Annotated in this window: 21 protein-coding genes; 10 read left to right on the forward strand and 11 right to left on the reverse strand. The window is 70.3% G+C overall.

The window, feature by feature from the left end:
• Positions 1–62 precede the first annotated feature (62 nt).
• The 4 genes from ACIBJG_RS12325 (at position 63) to ACIBJG_RS12340 (ending at position 2,803) form a co-directional block, all read left to right on the forward strand.
• Positions 63–434, forward strand: coding sequence for an FmdB family zinc ribbon protein (locus ACIBJG_RS12325; protein ID WP_399307431.1), 372 nt, complete (start codon positions 63–65; stop codon positions 432–434).
• Positions 435–566: 132 nt separating this feature from the next.
• Entirely contained in the window at positions 567–1,400 is an 834-nt protein-coding gene (locus tag ACIBJG_RS12330; protein WP_399307432.1) for an S-methyl-5'-thioadenosine phosphorylase, read from the forward strand.
• Between the two features lie 191 nt (positions 1,401–1,591).
• A complete protein-coding gene (locus tag ACIBJG_RS12335) occupies positions 1,592–2,167 on the forward strand; it encodes a hypothetical protein (protein WP_399307433.1) in 576 nt (191 codons plus the stop codon).
• 174 nt (positions 2,168–2,341) lie between these two features.
• Positions 2,342–2,803, forward strand: a complete 462-nt coding sequence (locus ACIBJG_RS12340; protein WP_399307639.1) for an MscL family protein — start codon at positions 2,342–2,344, stop codon at positions 2,801–2,803.
• Positions 2,804–2,822: 19 nt separating this feature from the next.
• Here ACIBJG_RS12340 and ACIBJG_RS12345 read toward each other — a convergent pair whose 3' ends face one another.
• The 8 genes from ACIBJG_RS12345 to pflB all read right to left on the reverse strand — a co-directional run bounded on the left by ACIBJG_RS12345 (position 2,823) and on the right by pflB (position 11,613).
• Entirely contained in the window at positions 2,823–3,032 is a 210-nt protein-coding gene (locus tag ACIBJG_RS12345) for a hypothetical protein (protein ID WP_399307434.1), read from the reverse strand.
• A gap of 78 nt (positions 3,033–3,110) precedes the next feature.
• Complete coding sequence (locus ACIBJG_RS12350; protein WP_399307435.1) at positions 3,111–3,488, reverse strand: hypothetical protein; 378 nt, start codon at positions 3,486–3,488, stop codon at positions 3,111–3,113.
• Positions 3,485–4,198 (reverse strand): Rieske (2Fe-2S) protein, encoded by a 714-nt coding sequence (locus ACIBJG_RS12355; protein WP_399307436.1) that lies wholly within the window; start codon positions 4,196–4,198, stop codon positions 3,485–3,487. The genes ACIBJG_RS12350 and ACIBJG_RS12355 overlap by 4 nt, the downstream gene beginning before the upstream one ends.
• On the reverse strand, positions 4,195–4,797 hold the full coding sequence (locus tag ACIBJG_RS12360; RefSeq protein ID WP_359086450.1) for a 4Fe-4S dicluster domain-containing protein: 603 nt from the start codon (positions 4,795–4,797) through the stop codon (positions 4,195–4,197). Before ACIBJG_RS12360 ends, ACIBJG_RS12355 begins: the two co-directional genes overlap by 4 nt.
• 7 nt (positions 4,798–4,804) lie before the next feature.
• On the reverse strand, positions 4,805–7,129 hold the full coding sequence (locus ACIBJG_RS12365; protein WP_399307437.1) for a molybdopterin oxidoreductase family protein: 2,325 nt from the start codon (positions 7,127–7,129) through the stop codon (positions 4,805–4,807).
• Entirely contained in the window at positions 7,126–8,277 is a 1,152-nt protein-coding gene (locus tag ACIBJG_RS12370) for an MFS transporter (protein ID WP_399307438.1), read from the reverse strand. The genes ACIBJG_RS12365 and ACIBJG_RS12370 overlap by 4 nt, the downstream gene beginning before the upstream one ends.
• A 105-nt stretch (positions 8,278–8,382) precedes the next feature.
• Positions 8,383–9,195: a pyruvate formate-lyase-activating protein gene (gene pflA, locus ACIBJG_RS12375; RefSeq protein WP_399307439.1), complete on the reverse strand. Its 813-nt coding sequence runs from the start codon at positions 9,193–9,195 to the stop codon at positions 8,383–8,385.
• A gap of 159 nt (positions 9,196–9,354) precedes the next feature.
• Entirely contained in the window at positions 9,355–11,613 is a 2,259-nt protein-coding gene (gene pflB, locus ACIBJG_RS12380) for a formate C-acetyltransferase (RefSeq protein ID WP_399307440.1), read from the reverse strand.
• A 300-nt stretch (positions 11,614–11,913) separates the two neighbouring features.
• On the opposite strand from pflB, the gene ACIBJG_RS12385 reads away from it, so the two are divergent.
• Positions 11,914–13,047, forward strand: a complete 1,134-nt coding sequence (locus tag ACIBJG_RS12385) for a P1 family peptidase (RefSeq protein ID WP_399307441.1) — start codon at positions 11,914–11,916, stop codon at positions 13,045–13,047.
• Positions 13,048–13,180: 133 nt separating this feature from the next.
• A complete protein-coding gene (locus tag ACIBJG_RS12390; RefSeq protein WP_399307442.1) occupies positions 13,181–13,951 on the forward strand; it encodes a DUF6227 family protein in 771 nt (256 codons plus the stop codon).
• 99 nt (positions 13,952–14,050) lie between these two features.
• Here ACIBJG_RS12390 and ACIBJG_RS12395 read toward each other — a convergent pair whose 3' ends face one another.
• On the reverse strand, positions 14,051–15,592 hold the full coding sequence (locus ACIBJG_RS12395; protein ID WP_399307443.1) for an MFS transporter: 1,542 nt from the start codon (positions 15,590–15,592) through the stop codon (positions 14,051–14,053).
• A gap of 62 nt (positions 15,593–15,654) precedes the next feature.
• On the opposite strand from ACIBJG_RS12395, the gene ACIBJG_RS12400 reads away from it, so the two are divergent.
• Complete coding sequence (locus tag ACIBJG_RS12400) at positions 15,655–16,626, forward strand: helix-turn-helix transcriptional regulator (RefSeq protein ID WP_399307444.1); 972 nt, start codon at positions 15,655–15,657, stop codon at positions 16,624–16,626.
• 128 nt (positions 16,627–16,754) lie between these two features.
• Here ACIBJG_RS12400 and ACIBJG_RS12405 read toward each other — a convergent pair whose 3' ends face one another.
• Complete coding sequence (locus ACIBJG_RS12405) at positions 16,755–17,753, reverse strand: RNA polymerase sigma factor RpoD/SigA (RefSeq protein WP_399307445.1); 999 nt, start codon at positions 17,751–17,753, stop codon at positions 16,755–16,757.
• Between the two features lie 147 nt (positions 17,754–17,900).
• On the opposite strand from ACIBJG_RS12405, the gene ACIBJG_RS12410 reads away from it, so the two are divergent.
• The gene (locus ACIBJG_RS12410; protein WP_399307446.1) at positions 17,901–18,455 is read left to right on the forward strand and encodes a GNAT family N-acetyltransferase; all 555 of its coding nucleotides are present in this window, start codon (positions 17,901–17,903) and stop codon (positions 18,453–18,455) included.
• Positions 18,456–18,526: 71 nt separating this feature from the next.
• Entirely contained in the window at positions 18,527–19,567 is a 1,041-nt protein-coding gene (locus ACIBJG_RS12415) for a questin oxidase family protein (RefSeq protein ID WP_399307447.1), read from the forward strand.
• 47 nt (positions 19,568–19,614) lie between these two features.
• Here ACIBJG_RS12415 and ACIBJG_RS12420 read toward each other — a convergent pair whose 3' ends face one another.
• Complete coding sequence (locus ACIBJG_RS12420) at positions 19,615–20,397, reverse strand: dioxygenase (RefSeq protein WP_399307448.1); 783 nt, start codon at positions 20,395–20,397, stop codon at positions 19,615–19,617.
• Positions 20,398–20,531: 134 nt separating this feature from the next.
• Between ACIBJG_RS12420 and ACIBJG_RS12425 the strand changes: the two genes are divergently transcribed.
• On the forward strand, positions 20,532–21,044 hold the full coding sequence (locus tag ACIBJG_RS12425) for a MarR family winged helix-turn-helix transcriptional regulator (RefSeq protein ID WP_399307449.1): 513 nt from the start codon (positions 20,532–20,534) through the stop codon (positions 21,042–21,044).
• The last annotated feature ends 10 nt before the right edge of the window (positions 21,045–21,054 follow it).

The following is a 21,054-nucleotide window of genomic DNA, read 5'->3' on the forward strand; positions in this document are numbered from 1 at the left end:
GCGGAATAGGTCAGTATGGAGCGTCGTTAGCACTCATTGAGTCAGAGTGCCAGGAGGAACAAGTGCCGACCTATCAGTACCAGTGCACCGAGTGTGGCGAGGGCCTCGAAGCGGTGCAGAAGTTCACCGATGACGCCCTCACGGTGTGCCCGAGCTGCGATGGACGCCTGAAGAAGGTGTTCTCGGCGGTCGGCATCGTGTTCAAGGGTTCCGGTTTTTACCGGAACGACAGCCGCGGTTCGTCGTCGAGCAGCACGCCGGCCCCGGCCGCTGCGAAGGCCTCCGGTTCCGGTTCGTCGTCCTCGACGGGATCGGACGCGAAGTCGTCGTCCTCCTCGTCGACGTCCTCCTCCGGTGCGTCCAGCTCTTCCACGGCGTCTTCTTCGTCGTCCTCTTCTTCTTCGTCCTCGTCGAGCGGTTCCTCGGCCGCCTGACGCGCCCGTCCGCCCGCTTCACCTGGTTTCACCGGGACCCCGCCGATCCACTCGGCGGGGTCCTCGGCGTTTCCCCGCCCGGCCGCGTCTGCCGTTGAGTGACCGCCTACTGTGACCGCCTACTGTGACCGCATGGTGAACGCAGAGATCGGTGTGATCGGCGGTTCGGGGCTGTACTCCTTCCTGGAGGACGTCACCGAGGTACGCGTGGAGACCCCTTACGGAGCGCCGAGCGACTCCGTCTTCCTCGGCGAGATCGGCGGCCGCCGGGTCGCCTTCCTCCCCCGTCACGGCCGCGGCCACCATGTGCCGCCGCACCGCATCAACTACCGCGCCAATCTGTGGGCGCTGCGCTCGGTCGGCGTACGCCAGGTGCTCGGCCCGTGCGCGGTGGGCGGGCTGCGGCCCGAGTACGGACCCGGGACGCTGCTCGTACCGGACCAGCTCGTCGACCGTACGAAGACCCGTGTCCAGACGTTCTACGACGGGGAGACCCGGGCGGACGGAGTGGCACCGAAGGTGGTGCACCTGGGCTTCGCGGACCCGTACTGCCCCGAGGGGCGCAAGGCCGCCCTCGCGGCAGCTCGCGGACGGGACTGGGAAGCGGTGGACGGCGGGACGCTCGTGGTCGTCGAGGGGCCGCGCTTCTCGACGCGGGCGGAGTCGCGCTGGCATGCGGCGATGGGCTGGTCGGTGGTCGGGATGACCGGGCACCCCGAGGCCGTACTCGCCCGTGAGCTGGGGCTCTGCTACACGACGATGACGCTGGTGACGGACCTGGACGCGGGCGCGGAGGCCGGCGAGGCCGTCTCCCACGGCGAAGTGCTGAAGGTCTTCGCGGCCAATGTCGACCGGCTGCGTTCGGTCCTCTTCGACGCGGTGGCCGCGCTGCCCGCGGAGGCGGACCGGAGCTGTCTGTGCGCGCATGCGCTGGACGGGATCGACACGGGGATCGTGCTGCCTTAGCGAGCTCGGCCGGCTCCTCAGTGGCCCTCGGATGAGTGAGGGAGTTATCCACATGGTGTGGGCTGTCCACAGGGCTCAGCGGGATTCCCGTGGGTGGTGGATCGTGAGTGCTGTCCGGCCGGCCCTTCGGCCGGGCCACGCGATCCGATTCCTCCGGCCTCTGAACTCCCTCACCGCAGGCGGTGTTTGCCATGCCCTCGTACGGACCCTCCTCCCCTTCCTCCTTCACGTCTCCGCCCCTGCCCGCCCCCGCTCCGCCGCCCTGCGGGGTGCCCCCTTTTCCTCCACTGCGGGTGCGTGGGGGCAGTGGGCACCGGTTGCGGCGGGCGGTGTGGCGGCAGCGGCGGGCGATGGCCGCGGGGCTGGCGCTGACGGCTGCCGCGCTGGCCGCTTCGGGGCTCGGCGGCAGTGGGGCCGGGAGCGGAGGGGGGCCCGGGGCGGGGCACGGGGCGGCCGGCGCGGCCGGGACCGCGTCGCGGCGGGTGCCGGCGCCCGTCCGCCTGGTGTCCGCGCCGGTTCGGATCGCGGATGCGGCGACCGTACGGCTGCTGCGTCCGGGAGACCGGGTCGACGTGATCGCGTCCGAGGACGCCGGAGCCGGCTCCCGGGTGCTGGCGAAGGGCGCGCGGGTGACCCAGGTGCCCCCACCGTCCGCCGAGGGCTCGACGGAGAACGGGGCGCTGATCGTGCTGTCCGTGCCCCGGGCGACGGCGGCGACGCTGGCCGGCGAGGGGATCTCGGCCGGGTTTGCGGTGATCCTGTGCTGATTCGTACTGACGAACTATCACGTCACCTGACAACAGCCGTGGATGAGGCCGATTGCCCTTGTACTGCCGTAAGTTGCGGAGCAGTTAGCTCCCCCCACGGCACTTACGAAGGACGGCTCACGCGTGAGCGAGAAGAAGAAGGTCAGTCTGCTGGAGGGCTTCAAGGCCTTCCTGATGCGCGGCAACGTGATCGATCTGGCGGTGGCCGTCGTCATCGGCGCCGCGTTCACGAACGTCGTGAACTCCATCGTCAAGGGCATCATCAATCCGCTCGTCGGTGCGTTCGGCACCAAGGACCTGGAGAGCTACAACTCCTGCCTCAAGGGCCCCTGTGTGACGGACCCGAAGACCGGCGAGGCGACCGAGGGCATCCGGATCCTGTGGGGTTCGGTGCTCAGCGCCACCCTCGGCTTCCTGATCACCGCCGCCGTCGTCTACTTCCTGATGGTGCTCCCGATGGCGAAGTACCTCGCCAGGCGGGCCGCCATGCAGGCGGCGAAGGAGGGCGTGCAGGAGACGATGGAGGTGAGCGAGCTGGAGGTCCTGAAGGAGATCCGCGACGCTCTGGTCGCGCAGCGCAGCGCCCCGGTCGAGGGGAACCGCGGCGAGGCCCCGGGTCGGGCCGGCCAGGAGTAACAGGAGCAAGGAAGCCGGCTCAGACGTGGTGGGGCGGCTTCTCGTCGAGGAAACGGGCCAGGTCGGCGGCGCTGCCGCCGGAGGGGGCCCGCTCACCCCACCCCCGGTCCGTATCGTCCGCGGACTGCTGGTCCAGTGGATCGTCGAAGATCAGTGCCGGCTTGGGCTTCGGCCGGTCCGGCGAGTTCGGCTTCGCATCGCGCGGTCCGGGGGCGGGGGCGGTACTCATACCTCCCAGGGTACGGCTGTGCTCCGGGAGCGGGGGCGCCCTGCGCCGGCCTTCGGGCCGGGGCGCCCCCGGCGCCGGTCAGCGGTCCTTGGGGTCGAGCCACCAGAGGCCGAGGACGACGAGGAACGACAGGCAGAGGAATCCGGCCCCCCACCAGGCGGTGCCGATGTTGCCCTCCATGTACTCGTCGATGGTGATGGTGAGTCCCCAGAGCTGCCCGATGACGACGGTCATGGCCAGGGTCAGCCGTGCCGTGAGTTTCGAGGACCGCTCCGGTTCCTGGTCGGTGCCCGCTCCCGGCCCCGGCCCGGTGTGGCGGACGCGGGGGTCGCCGTAGCCGCTGGTGGACCGGATCTGCGGGTAGCGCTCGTGGACGGGCCGGTTGAGTTCGGGCCGTGCGCTGCCCGGGTGGTACTCCGGGTACTGCGGGCCGGGGGGCTGCTGGGCGTCGCTCATGTCCGCCTGCCGGAGGTCTCGGGCTCGGTGGCCCCGGTACGGGAGTCGCCGGCGGCCTTGGGTGCTTCGGCGCCCCTGCTGACGCCGGGGCAGCCGATGCGGGAGGCGAGGTCCGGGCGGTCGTCACCGAGCTGGCGGCACAGCCCCTTCTCGATGCTCTCGCCGGAGCGGGTCGTGCCGACGGCCCAGATGCTGCCGTCCGTCTGCTCGGTGAGGACCACCTTGGGCAGCCCGCGGGGCGGCGGTCCTGCGGTGACCTCGCCGGTGCGGGCGTCGAAGACTCCCTCGTGGCACGGGCAGTACAGCTCGCCCTCGGAGCCACGGTCCTTCTGCCACAGCACGGCGCAGGCGAGGTGGGTGCAGATCGCCGAGTAGCCGACGAGGGTGCCGTCGTCGAGCCGGACGGCGACCGCCTTGTCCTCGTCCTCCGGGTAGCTGAAGGCGAGGGACTCCCCGGGCAGCAGCTGGGCGCTGATCCGCTTGGGTGCGGGAGCCTTGTCGTCCTTGGGGTCGCCGTGGCGCGGGAGCATGCCGCCCGCCACGCCGAGCCCGCCGATCGCCAGGCCGCCGGAGACGGTGGCGACGATGCGGAGGTAGTCACGACGGGTGGTGAGGGAGTCCGCGGCGATCCGGTCGTGCAGGGCCTCGCGAGGGTCCCCGGAGGACGGCTGCCGCGGGTCCCCAGGGGACGGCTGTTCGGTGACGGTCATCGGCGGACGTCCTTCCCGTTGATCTCCACGACCGGCAGGCCGCCCGGCACCGGCCACTGGACCCGGTCGGCGGGGACGACCATGGCGACACCGGTGCGGACCTCGGTCTCACCGAAGACGAAGGTGTCCGCGACCTGGACTCCGGGACGTTCGGCCTGGAGCTCCTCGACGGTTCCGTAGAACAGCGCACCGGTCGGGCAGACGGTGGCGCACATGGGAGCGAGGCCGTAGGCGGTGCGGTCGTAGCAGAGGTTGCACTTCAGCTGCAGCTTCGCCTGGAGGTCGATCTTCGGTACGCCGAAGGGGCAGGCGTTGACGCAGTTGGCGCAGCCGATGCAGCGGGTGGTGTCCGCCTGCTGCACCACACCGTCCGCGGTCACCAGGATCGCGTCGGCGGGACAGACCTCGGCACAGGGGGCGACGGGGTCCTCGCAGTGCATGCAGACCGTGGGAAGGGAGGCGACGGACTGGCCCTCGTCGGTGTAGTCGAGGTGGATCATCGACTTGCCGCGGTGCGAATCGCATTCCCGGCAGGCGGAGACACAGGCCTGGCAGCCGATGCAGCGCCCCGGGTCGATAAAGATCGTTCTGCCCATCATGCGGGCATCAGCTCCTCTCCGAGGTGCCACGGCCCTGCGGAGACGTGGGCGGCAGCGGGTCGGTACGGGAGACCTGGGTCTCCGGGTAGGCGACATGGCCCGGCGCGACCGGGGGTGCGGGTACCTCGTCGATCTTCTCGGCGTGCTCGATGCGGCAGGCACACACCTTGTACTCCGGGATCTTGGAGCGGGGGTCCAGGGCATCGATGGTCAGCGCGTTGGCAGCGGTGGGGACCGGCCAGTGGTACGGGATGAAGACGGTGTCGGGGCGGATCGCCTCGGTGACCAGGGCGGGGAAGACCTCGCTGCCGCGCCGGGTGACGACGCGGACCGGTTCGCCGTTGCGGAAGCCGTGGGAGGGGTGGACCTCGGCCCAGGGGCGTGGGGTCTGTTCGACGAGGGCGCCCAGGCGGCGGGTCTGGTTGCCGGAGAGGAAGTGCGCGACGGTGCGGCCGGTGGTGAGGGACATGGGGTGGTCGTCGTCGTACGGGTCCATCGGCAGGTGCCATTCGACGACCTGCATGTGGATCTTGCCGTCGGGGTGGTAGGTCCTGCCGTCCTCGAAGAGCCGGGGGGTGCCGGGGTGATCGGTGGAGGGGCAGGGCCAGGCGATTCCGCCGGTCTCCTCCAGCCGTTCGTAGGTGATGCCGTAGTAGTCGTTGACGGTGCCGGCGGAGGCGATGCGCAGTTCGTCGAAGACCTCGCGGGAGTCGGCGAAGGCGAACTTGTCGCCCGCGCCGAGACGCCTGGCGAGTTCGCACATCACCCAGGTGTCGGTCCGTACGCCGGGGGGCGGGTCCTGGGCCTTGTTGTGCTTGACCACCCGGGCTTCGGCGTTGGCCATGACTCCGTCGTCCTCGGCCCAGGTGGTGACGGGGAAGACCACATGCGCGTTGGCCGCGGTCTCGGAAAGGAAGAAGTCGAACTGAGCGTGGAACTCGGCGGTGTCGTACCCCTCCTTGACCACCTTGTAGTTGGGCAGGGAGACGAAGGGGTTGTTGCAGATGCCGATCAGTCCGCGGATCTCGCGGCGCTGCATCTGCCAGACCATTTCCATCATCGAGGTCCCGGCGGGCGGGAGCTCGGACTCCTCGATGCCCCAGATCTCGCAGATCTGCCGACGGTGCTCCTCGTTCATGATCGAGCGGCCGCCGGGCAGGAGGTCGGACTTCTGGCCGTGCTCGCGGCCGCCCTGCCCGTTGCCCTGGCCGGTGATGGTGCCGTAGCCGGCGCCGGGCTTGCCGATGTGTCCGGTGGCGGTGCACAGGTTGATCACGGTGAGGCAGTTCTCGACGCCCTGCGAGTGGTGCTCGATGCCGCGGGCGTGCCAGGCCATGGCCTTGGGCGCGCGGGCGAAGGTGCGGGCGACCTGCACGATCTGTTCGGCGGGGATGCCGCAGATCTCGGCGGCCCGGGCGGGCGGGTACTCCGCGACCTTGGCCTTCACCTCCTCCCAGCCGGTGGTGTGGGCGGCGATGTAGGCCTCGTCCGTGAGGCCTTCCTCGATGACGACGTGGAGCACGGAGTTGAAGAACGCCGAGTCGGTCCCGGGCTTGAGGGCGACATGGATGTCGGCGGTCCGGGCGATGGCCGTCTCGCGCGGGTCGATGACGATCAGGCTGGCGCCGCGGTCCCGGGCGCCCCACACGTACTGGGTCATCACGGGGAAGCACTCGCCGACGTTGGAGCCCGCGATCAGCAGGCAGTCGGTGAGCAGGATGTCGGAGAAGGGGTTGCCGGCCCGGTCGATGCCGAAGGCGAGCTTGTTGGCGCCTGCCGCGCTGACCATGCAGAGCCGGCCGTTGTAGTCGACGTGCCGGGTCTTGAGGGCGACCCGGGCGAACTTGCCGACGAGATAGGTCTTCTCGGAGAAGAGGCTCGCCCCGCCCAGCAGTCCGAAGGCGTCGTTCCCGTAGGTCTGCTGGATGCGCTTGATCTCGGCGACGGTGAAGTCGAGCGCCTCGTCCCAGGAGACCTCCCGGAACTCCTCGTCCCGGGAGCGCCGCATCAGCGGGGCGGTGAGCCGGTCCGGGTGGTTGACCTGCTGGTAGGCGTTGATGCCCTTGGGGCACAGGCGCATCCGGTTGATGTCGTGGTTGCGGGGTTCGACGCCGAAGACCTTGCCGCCGCGGTCGACGCGCAGATACATCCCGCACTGCACCCCGCAGAAGCAGCAGTGGGTGGGGACGAGCGTCTCGCCGTTCTGGTCGGCGTGCCACTTGTCGGCGGGGATGCCGCCGGCGTCCCGGAAGGCGCGGGTGCCGGGCGGGGCGAGGGAGGGGTCGAGGGGGACGACCGTACGGGTGTCGGCTGCTCGCGGATCCGCGGTCACTTGAAGCCCTTCTTCACCTGGGAGAGATAGGCGCTGCCGCGCAGCACCCGCTTGCAGCGCGGGCAGTATTCGGCCCACTCGTCGAAGCCGAGGCTGAGGTCGCGCATGGTGCCGCGGAGGTTCTCGACGTACGGGGTGGTGTCGATGGGTTCCTCGCAGCGGCGGCAGCTGAAGACCTCCTGGTCCTGCCGGCCGGTGTACTTGAACAGCTGCATGCCCACGGCGGCGGGGCGCTGGACGATGTGGAAGAACTTCCCGAACGGGATGTAGATGAGGGTGAAGACCACCGACACCATGTGCAGGATCGCCAGGAACTCGTACCCGCCGCCGTGCAGGAAGATCGACGAGAAGGTGAGGAGCAGCCCCGTCACGGAGATGACGATCAGCGCGATGAGTGGCACCAGGTCGTAGCCGAACCGCTGGCCGGTGATGGCGCCGCGGTCCTTCATCCGGCGCCACAGGAAGTAGGAGGCGCCGGGGATGACGAGGACGGCGGCGATGTCCAGGCCGTGAAACATCAGCCAGCCGAGGATGTCCAGGGAGTCGAAGCCGATGATCTTGAAGCCCCAGATCCGCATCTCGTAGCCGGGTCCGGAGCCGCTGCCGGAGGTGAAGGTGAACCAGCCCCAGGTCAGCGGGAAGGTGATCAGGGAGGCGAGGATGCAGCCCCAGAAGATCAGCTGGTGGGCGGCCCAGCGTGCGTGGGAGCGGGCGCCGAGGAACTTCTGGAAGCCGAGGTAGGTGGCGATCATCTTCGGCAGGGCGGTGGGTGCCTTGCGGAAGTTGGCAGCCGAGAACAGGCTCCCCCAGCCCTTCTTGAACAGTCGTCGGGCGCCCGGTGCGGACACCCAGACCGTGTAGCGGTAGGCGACGCCGAAGGCGAGGAAGACCGTGGCCACGGCGTACGGCAGGAGCGCGGAGTCGAAGTTCTCCAGGAATCTGCTGCCCAGCACGATGGCCACGATCAGCAGGAGGGAGACGATCACGCCGGCCGCCGTCGCGCGGGCGTTGACGGGCCGGGGGACGGCGACGCCTGAGCGGGCGGGCTCGCCGCCCGGCGGCGGGACGATGGCCGCGCCGGAGGGATCGGTGCTGGCACCGGGTCCGGGCTGCGCTGCTGCGGCAGAGGCTTCTGGTGGCTCGGTCACCCCGTCAGCGTAGGGTTGTATGGGGATATTAGTCCTGTTTTATGGCCCTACGGGGTGAGCGCGTCGCAGCTCGTCGGCGTCCGCGCGACGCGTCGTTCGTACGTCTCACACGGCGTGGAGTCCGTGCGAGGCGAAGATCTCGCGGGCGGCGATGAGCTGTTCGAGGGTGGGCGACGGGGTGTCATGCAGGGTGAACGGCTTGCCCAGCGCCTGCCACTTCGCCTCGCCGAGCTTGTGGAACGGGAGGACGTCGACGCGCGAGACGTTGCCGAGGGAGGCGGCGAAGGCCGCGACCCCGTCGACGTTGGCCGGGTCGTCTGTCAGTCCGGGCACCAGCACGAAGCGGACGTGCACCTCCTTGCCGAGACCGGCGAGGCGGTGGGCGAAGTCCAGGGTGGGCTCCAGCGGCCGGCCGGTGACCTCGCGGTAGGTGGCACGGTCCCAGGACTTGATGTCGAGCAGGACCAGATCGACGTCGCGCAGCAACGCGTCGGTGGCGCGGGACCCGAGGAAGCCGGAGGTGTCGAGGGCGGTGTGCAGTCCCAGTTCGTGCTTCAGGCGGTGCAGCAGCTCACCGGCGAAGACGGGCTGCAGCAGGGGTTCGCCGCCGCTGATGGTGGCCCCGCCGCCGGCGGCCCGGATGAACGTCGTGTACTTGGCCGCCTCGGCCAGCACGTCGTCGGCCGAGGTGCGGGTGCCGCTGCGCATCCGCATGGTGTCCGGGTTGTGGCAGTAGAGACAGGTCAGCGGACAGCCGGCCAGGAAGGTGACGAAGCGGGCGCCGGGGCCGTCCACCCCCGTCGACAGGTCCCAGGAGTGGAATGAGCCGGAGACCGCCCGCTGCGTGGCCGCGCCGGCCGGGGTGGCGGGAGCGGCCGGGGAGTCAGGAGTGACGGTGCTGTCGAGGAGGACGGCCATGACGGGACCTTCTTCGCGGAGGGTCTACGGCCGGCTGGGGCCGCTGGAGGGGTGGAGTGCGCGGCGCCGGGGCGTTGACGGGGGATGGCACCCGGCGCCGCGCGGTTCGGGGGGCTCGGCCGAAGGCTTGGCCACGGGTCCGGGGACCCGGGCCAAGGTTCAGAGCGAGCCGTGGAAGGTGCGGTTGATGACGTCGAGCTGCTGCTCGCGGGTCAGCCGCGTGAAGTTGACCGCGTATCCGGAGACGCGGATGGTCAGCTGCGGATAGTTCTCCGGGTGCTCCATGGCGTCCTGGAGGGTGGCCCGGTCGAGGACGTTGACGTTCATGTGGAAGCCGTCGCTCGCCGTGAATCCGTCCAGCACACCGGCGAGGTTGCGCACGCGCTCCTCAGGGGTCCGGCCGAGCGCGTCGGGCGTGATGGTGTTGGTCAGCGAGATGCCGTCCTCCGCGTCGTCGTACGGCAGCTTGGCGACCGAGAGGGCGGAGGCGATGTAGCCGTGCTCGTCGCGCCCGTTCATCGGGTTGGCGCCGGGGGCGAACGGGGCGCCGGACCGGCGGCCGTCCGGGGTGTTGCCGGTCTTCTTGCCGTAGACCACGTTCGAGGTGATCGTCAGCACCGACTGGGTGTGCACGGCGTCGCGGTAGGTGGGGTGCTTGCGGATCTTCTCCATGAAGTCGTGCACGATGCCGCGCGCGAGGGCGTCGGCCCGTTCGTCGTTGTTCCCGTACGCCGGGTAGTCGCCCTCGATCTCGTAGTCGACCGCCAGTCCGCTCTCGTCCCGGATCACCCTCACCCGGGCGTGCCTGACCGCGGAGAGCGAGTCGGCGGCGACCGAGAGACCGGCGATGCCGCAGGCCATGGTGCGCAGGATCTCCTGGTCGTGGAGGGCCATCTCCAGCCGCTCGTAGGCGTACTTGTCGTGCATGTAGTGGATGACGTTCAGCGCGTGCACATAGGTCCGGGCCAGCCAGTCGAGCATCGCGTCGTACCGCTCGACGAGGGTGTCGTAGTCCAGGTACGCGTCGGTGAGCGGCTCGAAGCCGGCCACCACGAGCTTGCCGGTGCGCTCGTCGCGGCCGCCGTTGATCGCGTACAGCAGCGCCTTGGCGACGTTGACGCGGGCGCCGAAGAACTGCATCTGCTTGCCCATCGCCATCGCGGAGACGCAGCAGGCGATCGCCGTGTCGTCCCCGTACTTCGGGCGCATCAGATCATCGGACTCGAACTGGAGCGCCGAGGTGTCGATGGCCACGCGGGAGGCGAACTCCTTGAATCCGGTGGGCAGCCGGCGCGACCAGAAGACCGTGAGGTTCGGCTCAGGGGCGGGGCCCAGGTTGTAGAGGGTCTGCAGGGCGCGGAAGGTCGTACGGGAGACGAGCGGGCGCCCGTCCTCGCCGATGCCGGCCATCGACCAGGTGACCCAGGTGGGGTCGCCGGAGTAGAGCTCGTTGTACTCGGGGGTGCGCAGGAAGCGGACGATGCGGAGCTTGATGACGAAGTCGTCGATGAACTCCTGTGCCCGCTCCTCGGTGATCGCCCCGCGCTCGATGTCGCGCTGGAGGTAGACGTCGAGGAAGTTGTCGATGCGGCCGATCGACATGGCCGCGCCGTTCTGCTCCTTCACGGCGCCGAGGTAGCCGAAGTACAGCCACTGCACCGCCTCGCGGCCGGTGCGAGCGGGGCCGGAGATGTCGTAGCCGTACGAAAGGGCCATCGCCTTGAGCTCGTTCAGGGCCTTGATCTGCTCGGAGACCTCCTCGCGGTCCCGGATGACGTGTTCGGTCGGCCACTGCTCGCCGAGCGTGGCCTTGTCGGCCTCCTTGGCGGCGATCAGCCGGTCGACGCCGTAGAGCGCGATGCGGCGGTAGTCGCCGATGATCCGGCCGCGGCCGTAGGCGTCCGGCAGGCCGGTGATGATCCCGGACGAGCGGCAGGCGCGGATCTCGGGGGTGTACGCGTCGAAGACGCCCTCGTTGTGGGTTTTGCGGAGGTGGGTGTAGGTGTCCTTGACGGCGGGGTCGGCCTCGTAGCCGTACGCGTGCAGCGCGCCCTCGACCATGCGCCAGCCGCCGTTCGGCATGATGGCGCGCTTGAGCGGGGCGTCCGTCTGCAGGCCGACGATCAGGTCCAGGTCCGCGTCGATGTAGCCGGGGCGGAAGGCGTCGATCCGGGACGGGGTGGTGACGTCCACATCGTGCACGCCCCGGGCGATCTCGTCCGGGAACATGGCGAGGAGCCTCGCCCAGACCGCGGTGGTCCGGGGGGTCGGGCCGGCGAGGAAGGAGCTGTCGCCCTCGTAGGGCGTGTAGTTGTGCTGGACGAAGTCCCGGACGTCGATCGCTTCGCGCCACAGTCCGCCCGTGAAGCCGTCCCAGGCCCCGCTGTCCGTGGTCGCCTCTGCCGCAGTCGCCGTCATGGCCCACACCTTCCGCTGTCGTCCCCGCGTCTTCTTCGCCGCTGCGTCCATTGCACTCCCGCTCGGTGCGCCCGGCGGCCCGCAATGGTCCCCGGTGCAGGACCGTTGGTCCCGGCGATTGCCGGTGCGGGCCTGGCATACATGGTCCGAGCTGGGGTTTTTTCCGGGACCTTGGACCGTCGTCCATTTGTGAATGCATTCACAAATATCTCCGTCCGCCCTGCTTCCCCTCCTTCCCTCCGGGTACGTTCACGGTGAACGGCCCCCGCAGTCAGCCACCCGCACCACAAGGAGCCCCGGATGACCGGCCAGAACACCCCTCCCCCGACTCAGCTCCCGCACCGGAGGGACGCGCTGACCGATGTCGCCGGGGTGCGCGTCGGACATGCGCGGGTCGAGGGCGAGGGCGCGCTCAGCGGCACGACCGTGGTCCTCGCACCCGAGGGCGGTGCGGTCGCGGCCGTCGACGTACGCGGCGGCGGTCCGGGCACCCGCGAGACGGACGCGCTGGATCCGCGCAATCTGGTGCAGCGCATCGACGCCGTGGTCCTCACCGGCGGCAGCGCGTACGGCCTCGACGCGGCGTCCGGGGTGATGGCCTGGCTGGAGGAGCAGGGCCGCGGCGTGCGGGTCGGGGCCGATCCGTCCCAGGTGGTTCCGGTCGTCCCCGCCGCCTGTGTCTTCGACCTGGGGCGAGGTGGTGACTGGCGGGCCCGGCCGGACGCCGCGACCGGCCGGGCGGCGGTGGAGGACGCGGCGGGCACGGAGCCGGGCGCCGCGGTCGCCGAGGGCTGCGTCGGTGCGGGCACGGGTGCGGTCGCCGGGCAGTTGAAGGGCGGGGTGGGCACGGCGAGCGTCCTGCTGCCGTCCGGGATCACGGTGGCCGCACTGGCCGTGGTGAACGCGGCGGGCTCCGTTCTCGATCCCCGTACCGGGGTGCTGTACGGGGAGTACGGCGGCGCCCAGCCGGCCGTCACACCCGCGCCGGAGGTCCACCGGACGGCGCAACAGCGCCTGGCCCAGGCGCACGACGCGAACGCGCGCCCCCCGCTCAACACCACACTCGCCGTCGTCGCCACGGACGCCGGACTCGGCCGCGCCCAGGCGCAGAAGCTCGCGGGGACGGCGCACGACGGGCTGGCGCGCGCCATCCGGCCCGTCCATCTGATGAGTGACGGGGACACCGTTTTCGCCCTGGCCACCGGCACGCGCACACTGGATCCGGCGAACCCGCTCGCACTCGATGACCTGCTGGCGGCGGGTGCGGAGGCCGTGACCCGGGCCATCGTGAAGGCGGTGCGGGCGGCCACGGGAGTCAACGGCCGCGCCGGTGGCGGCACATACCTCGCGTACGGCGATCTCTACAACGGAGCGCGGCAATCGGCACAGCCACCGGGCATGACGGGGCGCGCAGTCGACTCGCCCCCGGCGTAGGGAAGTTCGGGCGACTACGGGAACCTTCTGCGTGCGTCGTACGTTTTTCTCAACCCCGGTCAGGATGTTCAGACCCAGGGACTACGTTGAGCACGCATCAAGTCACACGCGGCGACGGCCTGGAGACAGCACCTTGAGCGATCCGTACGAGACAACCGAGCAGCACCTCGAGCGACTCCTGCGACGGGCTCTCAACTCGTTCGACCTGCCCGACAGTACGGTCGAGCGGCTCGGCACCGCGCTCGCCCACAGCAGCTCCCTGCATTCCTCGCACCACAGTTCCGCCCTGCACCGCGAGACCTACCGGCACACGTACCTGCTGGCCGACGGCACGCCGCTCGCCCTGTGGGAGCTGGTGCACTGCGGCCCGCGCGACGCCGCCGACCCGGGGCACGGCGCGCAGCCCGGCCTGCGGCAGCACGAGCTGTACGACGATGAGGCCGACGCCCACATCGCGGCGGCCCGTCTGACCGGCGGTTTCAGCGACGGCCCGGTCTTCGGGCACGACGGGCCGCAGGCCGACCTGGACATCCTCGACGCCCTGATGGCGGCGCCACCGGCCCCGCTGCCCCGGATGTACGCCCCGGACAACTCCGCGGACCACGCCCGCCGGGTGCTGCGCCGCGCGGAGAACCGGAACGTGCCGGGTGAGGAGACCGCCCTCCTGCTGCGGGCGGCCTTCGCCCACCACATCACCCAGATCTTCGGCCGGCAGTGCCAGGTGGACGGGCGGGACGCGGGGTTCACGCTGTACGAGCACGCCTTCCTGCTTCTCGACGGCAGCGAGACGAGCCTGTGGGAGGTCGAGCACACGGCGACACCGGACGGCCGCCACATGTGCGAGGTGTACGGCGACGAGGACGCCGCGCGCGAAGCGATGGAGAGCCGCACCCGCATCTGCTGACGCGCGGCGCGGCCCGTACGAGCAAGACGGCGCCCGCACCCCCGTCGGGGTGCGGGCGCCGTCGGATTCTTCCGTCCTCCGCTGCTTCCTGCCGTCTGCTCAGTGCGTCAGCACCGGCTCCTTGGCGGGCTCCACGACGGCGTCGGCGATCTCGTCGCCGCCCTCGACGTGCTGCTTGGGCCGGGCCGGCAGCGCGAACATCACCAGGAAGATCACCGCCAGCACGCCGGCCACCCACCACAGCGAGTGCTCGAAGGCGTCCGCGAACGCCGGCCCGATCTGCGGCGGCGTCAGATGGTCGCCCATCGACCCGATGAAGATGACCGAGACGAGCGCGAGCCCCAGCGCATTACCCATCTGCTGCACGGTGTTGAACAGTCCGGAGGCCGATCCCGCGTGCTCCTTGGGCACCTCGGACAGCACCGCGTCGGCCAGCGGGGCCACGATCAGCCCCATGCCGACACCCATGACCACCAGCGGCAGCGCCATCTGCCAGGACGTGATGCCCATGCCGTAGCGGTCGGACTCCCAGATGTAGAGCAGCAGGCCGGCGATCATGAGCAGCGCCCCCGCCTGGAGCACCTTGCGCCCGAAGCGCGGCACCAGCTTCTGTACGGAGATGCCGGCGGCGAACGAGACGGCGACCGAGAACGGGATACCCGTCGTGCCGGCCCGCAGCGCGCTCCAGCCGAGTCCCTCCTGCATGTACAGCGTCCAGACCAGGAAGAAGATGCCGAGGCCGATGCCGAAGGTCAGCTGCACGGCGATGCCCGCGGCGAAGCTCTTGACCCGGAACAGCGACAGCTCGACCAGCGGCGAACCGTCCCGGCGCGCCTTCGCCCGCTCGAACAGCACGAGGGCGGCGAAGACGACGATGCTGCCGGCCATCGACAGGTAGCCCCAGAGCGGCCAGCCGAGCTCCTCGCCACGGGTCAGCGGGTAGATGAGCATGAGCATCCCCAGCGTCACCAGCACCACCCCGACCAGGTCGAGGCGCAGCGCCTTCGGCGCCTTGGACTCGGTGATGAACTTCCGTCCCAGGATCAGACCCGCGATGCCGACCGGCAAGTTGATCAGGAAGATCGGGCGCCACTCGAGACCGGCGATGTTCCACTCGGTGAGCAGTGCGCCCAGCAGCGGCCCGGACACGGCACCGAGGCCGACGATCGCGCCGAAGAGGCCGAAGACCTTGCCGCGCTCGTGCGCGGGGAAGGTGGCGTGCACGATGGACAGCACCTGCGGCACCATCAGCGCGGCCGTGCCGCCCTGGAGGATGCGAGAGGCGACGAGCATCTCCGGGTTGGCGGCGAATCCGCAGAGCGCGGAGGCCACGGTGAAGCCGCCGATCCCGATGAGGAAGAGCCGCTTGCGGCCGAAGATGTCACCGAGCCGGCCACCGGTGATCAGACCGGCTGCGAAGGCCAGGGCGTACCCGGCGGTGATCCACTGGATCGAGCTGAACGAGGCGCCGGTGTCTTCCTTGATGCTCGGGATGGCGATGTTGACGATCGTGACGTCGACCAGGTCCATGAAGGCCGCGGTCATCACGATGGCCAGTGCGAACCACCGGCGGCGGTCCGACGGATCCGGGGACACCGCCGAGGCGTCCGCCGGTGACGGCAGGGATGCGGAAGAAGTCATATGAGGAAGTTAAACGTCGATTAGGTCAGGTCATGACCCAATGGGCGGGCATCCTGAGTGACATGACCGACACCCCGGCACGACTGCTGAACCTGCTGTCACTGCTCCAGACGCCGCGCGAGTGGCCGGGCAGTGAACTCGCCGACCGGCTCGACGTCAGCCCGCGCACCATCCGCCGCGACATCGACCGCCTCCGTGACCTGGGCTATCCCGTCGAGGCGTCCCGCGGCTCGATCGGCGGCTACCGGCTGGTGGCCGGTACGGCGATGCCGCCGCTGCTGCTGGACGACGAGGAGGCGGTGGCCATCGCGGTGGGGCTGCGGGCCGGGGCCGGCCATGCCATCGAGGGCGTCGACGAGGCCTCCGTACGGGCGCTGGCCAAGCTGGAACAGGTGCTTCCCTCCCGGCTGCGCCACCGGGTCTCCACCCTGCAGAACGCGACGATGCCGCTGGCCCGCGGGGACGGCTCGACGATCGACCCGCAGACGCTGACCGTGATGGCGTCGGCGGTCACCGGGCGGGAGCGGCTGCGGTTCGCGTACCGCGCGGGGGACGGCGCCGAGACGAGGCGGCAGGTGGAGCCGTACCGCCTCGTCAGCACCGGGTGGCGCTGGTATCTCGTCGCGTACGACCTGGAGCGGGAGGACTGGCGCACCTTCCGGGTCGACCGGGTGAGTGACCCGTTCGCGACCGGCGCCCGTTTCACGCCGCGGGAGCTGCCGACCGGCGATGCGGCGGAGTTCCTCACCAGCTCCATGGCGCGCCGGCAGCCGGAGCTGGCGGTCGACGTGAGCTTCGCGGCCCCCGCCGAGTTCGTGGCCTCGCGGCTGCCTGCCTCGATCGGGCCGCTGGAGCAGACCGGCGAGCACAGTTGCAGGCTGCGGGCGGTGCTGGCCGACTCGCTGGAATGGGTGGCACTGCGCCTGGCACTGGTGGACTGCGAGTTCACCGCGCACCAGCCGCCGCAGCTGGTGTCGTATCTGAGCGACCTGGGCGGCAGGCTCACCCGCGCGGCGGCGACGCCTGCCGCATAGCGGGCCTGCCCTTCGCGGGACCGGAAAAAAGAATGAGCCCCGGCGCCAGGGGGGGGTGGGCGCCGGGACTCAGCTCTAGGGGGCCACCGATGTGAAGCGGCCCAATTCGGAGGTTACTGGACGAGGGCTCATGCCGCAGCGTCAAAGCCCGTGTCGTGAGCCATTCGCTTCAGTTCGAGCAGCGCGTGCTTCTCGATCTGGCGGATCCGCTCGCGGGTGAGCCCGTGCTGCTTGCCCACCTCGGTCAGGGTCCGCTCACGGCCGTCCTCGATGCCGTACCGCATACGGATAATCGACGCGGTGCGGTTGTCGAGCTTGCCGATCAGCTCCTCCAGCTCCTCGCTGCGCAGCAGCGTCATCACGGACTGCTCGGGTGACACCGCGGAGGTGTCCTCCAGGAGGTCACCGAACTGCGTGTCGCCGTTGTCGTCCACCGACATGTTGAGACTGACCGGGTCGCGGGCCCAGTCCAGGACGTCGCTGACCCGCGACGTGGTCGAGTCCAGCTCGGCGGCGATCTCCGAGTGCTCCGGGTCCCGCCCGTTCTCACGGTTGAACTCGCGCTGGACACGGCGGATCCGGCCGAGCTCCTCCACCAGGTGGACGGGGAGCCGGATCGTGCGGGACTGGTCGGCTATGGAACGGGTGATGGCCTGCCGGATCCACCAAGTCGCATACGTCGAGAACTTGAAGCCCTTGGCGTAGTCGAACTTCTCGACCGCGCGCACCAGACCGGCGTTGCCCTCCTGGATCAGGTCGAGCAGGGGCAGCCCGGCCCGCGGATAGCGGCGGGCGACGGCGACGACGAGCCGGAGGTTGGAACGGATGAATACGTCCTTGGCGCGCTCGCCCTCGGCGACCAGCGCCTCCAGCTCCTCGCGCGAGGCCCCGCCGGCTTCGCTCTCCACCGCACCGTCGAGGACCTGTCGCGCGAAAACTCCTGCTTCCAGGGTCTGCGACAGCTCGACCTCCTTGGCGGCATCGAGCAGCGGCGTGCGCGCGATCTCGTCCAGGTACATGCCGACCAGGTCGCGATCGGCGATCTCCCCGCCCACGGCGCGAACACTGCTTGCCCGGTTGGTCCCGCCGGTGGCGGACGAACGACGGGCGACGGCACGGGTTGCCATGCGAGCTCCCTTGCTGAGTAGGTCGCGACACCCTTTCGGGTGCCCTGCATCCGATGGAAACAACGACTGGAATCCGGACAGAATTCCCACGACCGGCATTCATTTTCGCGATCATGCAGTACCCTGTCGCGCCACCAGGGAGGGCACATGACACAACTGGACACGGAAGTGCAGGTCAGGACGGGCATCGAGAGTGATCTGGAGGCCGTCACGGACATCTACAACCATTACGTACGTGAGACCGCCCTCACATTCGACACGACCCCCTTCACCCCCGGGCAGCGCCTGCCGTGGCTGCTCTCCCATCCTGAAGACGGCCCACACCGTCTTCTGGTTGCTCAGGATGTCCGTAATGTGGACGAAACGAGCGGGGCGGGCCCCCGGATCCTGGGCTACGCCACCAGCAGCGCGTTCCGCCCCAAGGCGGCGTACTGCACTTCCGTCGAGGTGAGCGTCTACTGCTCCCCCGACGCCACGGGACGGGGCATCGGCAGCCTCCTCTACTCGGCGCTCTTCGAGGCCCTCGCCGGTGAGGACCTGCGTCGCGCCTACGCGGGCATCACCCAGCCCAACGATTCCTCGGTCCGGCTGCACGAACGCTTCGGCTTCCGCCACATCGGCACGTACGAGGAGGTCGGCCGGAAGTTCGACCGGTACTGGGACGTCGCCTGGTACGAGAAACGTCTGGGACCGCAGACCTAGTCCCGGCACCCGCCCCATCCGGGACCGCAGCCGGTTACCGGGCGCCGGCGCCGCGCCTACCGTGATTCCGCATGGACCCCACGACGTACACCCCGTCCGACACCTCCGGCACGCTCGACGAAGCACTGGAGCGGCTCCACACCTTCGGCCCCGAGCGCGGCGGCTGGCTGAGCAATCACGCCCCGATGGCCGTCGAGGCGCTGGTGCGCCACGGCCGGGCGCCGGAGGTGCACCGGTGGCTCGACCACTACCGGGAGAAGCTGGAGGACATGCCGGACCCGGCCGCCGAGGTGACCCCCGAGAACTGGCAGGAGGCGCTCGGCGATCCGCGGCGCATCGCCGACTGGGCGGTGTACTTCGAGCGCGAGACGGCCGACCGCCCGTGGCGCGAGGTCCTCGCCGAGTGGTGGCCGCGACTGCTGCCCGGCATCGCGGCCGGGGCGACGCATCCGGTGATCCGGGTGGGCCACAGTGTGCGCACCTTGCTGGGCGCGCCGGAGAACGCGCCTCGCGTGACCGAGCTGGCCCACGCGCTCGGCTACTGGGCGGCCCGCCACCAGCCGCTGCCCCCGCTGTCCTGGCTCGCTCCGGCAGCCGACGCCGCCACCGCGCTGGATGCCGTGGCGCGGGTGCCCGACCAGAGCGGCGGCATCCGGAACCGGCTGGGTCAGCTGACCGCCTTCCCCGCGTGGCCGGGCCACGCCGTCACCGATCCCGACACCGCCCGCGCCCGGCTGGAGGAACTGGTGCGGGCCGCCACCCATCGCTACGCGGCGTACGGATACGGCGAGCCGATCATGCTGGTGCACGCCGCCACCGCGCCCAACGCCGTCCTGCGCACCCTTCCCGCGCTCCCCCGCGAGCTGTGGGCGCCGAGCCTGGGGGCCGCCTGGGCGGCGAGCGCGGCGGTCACCGCCGCGTACTGTCCGGCGCGGCCCGCCGAGCGCGCGGCCGAGTCCGGCGGACTGTCCCCGGAAGAGGTCTTCGCGCGGGCGGCCGCGCACGGCGACGACCACACCATCAAGTTCACCGACACCGCACTGGATGTCGGTGACCCCACCGCACTGGCCGCCGCACTCCGGTCGGTCGAGCTGAATCCTCCGGCGCTCTGACCAGCCACCTTCGCCTGCCGGGCGGCCCGGCAGGCGAGGCCCGCGCCTCAGCCGAACTGCAGCGAGCGCTTGGCCAGGCCCAGCCAGAAGCCGTCGATCACGCTGCGCCCCTGGTCCAGCTCCTGCTCCGCGGCCCCGAGCGTGACGAAGAGGGGGGCGAAGTGCTCGGTGCGCGGGTGCGCCAGGCGGCCGGCCGGTGACTTGTGCTCGAAGTCCAGCAGCGCGTCGATGTCCTGCGCCTGGAGCGCGCGGTGCCCCCAGTCGTCGAACTCCGTGGACCAGGCGGGGGTGCCGCCGCCCGGATGCCGCAGCGCGGCGAGGTTGTGGGTGAAGAAGCCGCTGCCGACGATCAGGACGCCCTCGTCGCGCAGCGGCGCGAGCTTGCGCCCGATGTCCATCAGCTTCTGCGGGTCCAGCGTCGGCATGGAGATCTGGAGCACCGGGATGTCGGCCGCCGGGAACATCTCCACCAGCGGGACGTACGCGCCATGGTCGAGGCCCCGGTCCGGGATGTCCTGGACCGGCGTACCGGCGCCGCGCAGCAACTTGCGGACGCTCTCGGCCAGGGCGGGGGCGCCCGGCGCGGCGTACTGCACCTGGTAGTAGTGCTCGGGAAAGCCCCAGAAGTCGTAGACGAGCGGGATCGTCTCGGTGGCGCCCAGGGCGAGCGGGGCCTCCTCCCAGTGGGCGGAGACCATGAGGACGGCGGTGGGGCGCGGCAGCCCGGCGGACCAGGCGGCCAGTTCGCCCGGCCAGACCGGGTCGTCGGCGAGCGGCGGCGCGCCGTGGGAGAGATAGAGGGCGGGCATGCGCTCCGCGGTGACTGTCATGACACTCCCCATCCACTGCTACTCAAGGTAAGTCTTCTACAGGGCCTTCCATAGGAACTTTTCTTTAATCTTCAAGTTCCTACCCTTGGAGACCTTAGCTCTATCTAGTTCAACTTTCAAGAAAAGGTCGTACAGTGGAGTACATGACCACGGCATCCACCGGTGGGCCGCGCTGGCTCTCCGACGAAGAACAGAGCGTCTGGCGTGCGTATCTGCACGCCACCACGCTCCTGGAGGATCACCTCGACCGCCAGTTGCAGCGCGATGCCGGCATGCCGCACATCTACTACGGACTGCTCGTCCAGCTCTCCCAGGCGCCCCGACGCCAGATGCGGATGACCGAACTGGCCAAGGACGCCAAGATCACCCGCTCCCGGCTCTCGCACGCCGTCGCCCGACTGGAGAAGAGCGGCTGGGTGCGCCGCGAGGACTGCCCGTCCGACAAGCGCGGCCAGAACGCGGTCCTCACCGAGGAGGGCCACGAGATGCTCCGCCGCTCGGCACCCGGGCACGTCAGCGCCGTACGCCAGGCGATGTTCGACCGGCTCACCCCCGAGCAGGTGCGCACGCTGGGCGAGATCATGCAGGTCATGGCGACCGGGCTCCAGCCGGAAGGCACCGACGCGGACCTCCCCTGGCTCCGCTGACCACACCCGC

It is taken from the genome of Streptomyces sp. NPDC050422, from assembly GCF_044458665.1.
Taxonomy (GTDB): Bacteria; Actinomycetota; Actinomycetes; order Streptomycetales; family Streptomycetaceae; genus Streptomyces.

Excerpts from the sequence above, each read along its gene's own strand:
- ACIBJG_RS12330 (WP_399307432.1), top strand. The coding sequence starts at position 567 with ATGGTGAACGCAGAGATCGGTGTGATCGGCGGTTCGGGGCTGTACTCC.
- ACIBJG_RS12335 (WP_399307433.1), top strand. The coding sequence starts at position 1,592 with ATGCCCTCGTACGGACCCTCCTCCCCTTCCTCCTTCACGTCTCCGCCC.
- ACIBJG_RS12340 (WP_399307639.1), top strand. The coding sequence starts at position 2,342 with ATGCGCGGCAACGTGATCGATCTGGCGGTGGCCGTCGTCATCGGCGCC.
- ACIBJG_RS12345 (WP_399307434.1), bottom strand. The coding sequence starts at position 3,032 with ATGAGTACCGCCCCCGCCCCCGGACCGCGCGATGCGAAGCCGAACTCG.
- ACIBJG_RS12350 (WP_399307435.1), bottom strand. The coding sequence starts at position 3,488 with ATGAGCGACGCCCAGCAGCCCCCCGGCCCGCAGTACCCGGAGTACCAC.
- ACIBJG_RS12355 (WP_399307436.1), bottom strand. The coding sequence starts at position 4,198 with ATGACCGTCACCGAACAGCCGTCCCCTGGGGACCCGCGGCAGCCGTCC.
- ACIBJG_RS12360 (WP_359086450.1), bottom strand. The coding sequence starts at position 4,797 with ATGATGGGCAGAACGATCTTTATCGACCCGGGGCGCTGCATCGGCTGC.
- pflA (WP_399307439.1), bottom strand. The coding sequence starts at position 9,195 with ATGGCCGTCCTCCTCGACAGCACCGTCACTCCTGACTCCCCGGCCGCT.
- pflB (WP_399307440.1), bottom strand. The coding sequence starts at position 11,613 with ATGACGGCGACTGCGGCAGAGGCGACCACGGACAGCGGGGCCTGGGAC.
- ACIBJG_RS12385 (WP_399307441.1), top strand. The coding sequence starts at position 11,914 with ATGACCGGCCAGAACACCCCTCCCCCGACTCAGCTCCCGCACCGGAGG.
- ACIBJG_RS12395 (WP_399307443.1), bottom strand. The coding sequence starts at position 15,592 with ATGACTTCTTCCGCATCCCTGCCGTCACCGGCGGACGCCTCGGCGGTG.
- ACIBJG_RS12400 (WP_399307444.1), top strand. The coding sequence starts at position 15,655 with ATGACCGACACCCCGGCACGACTGCTGAACCTGCTGTCACTGCTCCAG.
- ACIBJG_RS12405 (WP_399307445.1), bottom strand. The coding sequence starts at position 17,753 with ATGGCAACCCGTGCCGTCGCCCGTCGTTCGTCCGCCACCGGCGGGACC.
- ACIBJG_RS12410 (WP_399307446.1), top strand. The coding sequence starts at position 17,901 with ATGACACAACTGGACACGGAAGTGCAGGTCAGGACGGGCATCGAGAGT.
- ACIBJG_RS12415 (WP_399307447.1), top strand. The coding sequence starts at position 18,527 with ATGGACCCCACGACGTACACCCCGTCCGACACCTCCGGCACGCTCGAC.
- ACIBJG_RS12420 (WP_399307448.1), bottom strand. The coding sequence starts at position 20,397 with ATGACAGTCACCGCGGAGCGCATGCCCGCCCTCTATCTCTCCCACGGC.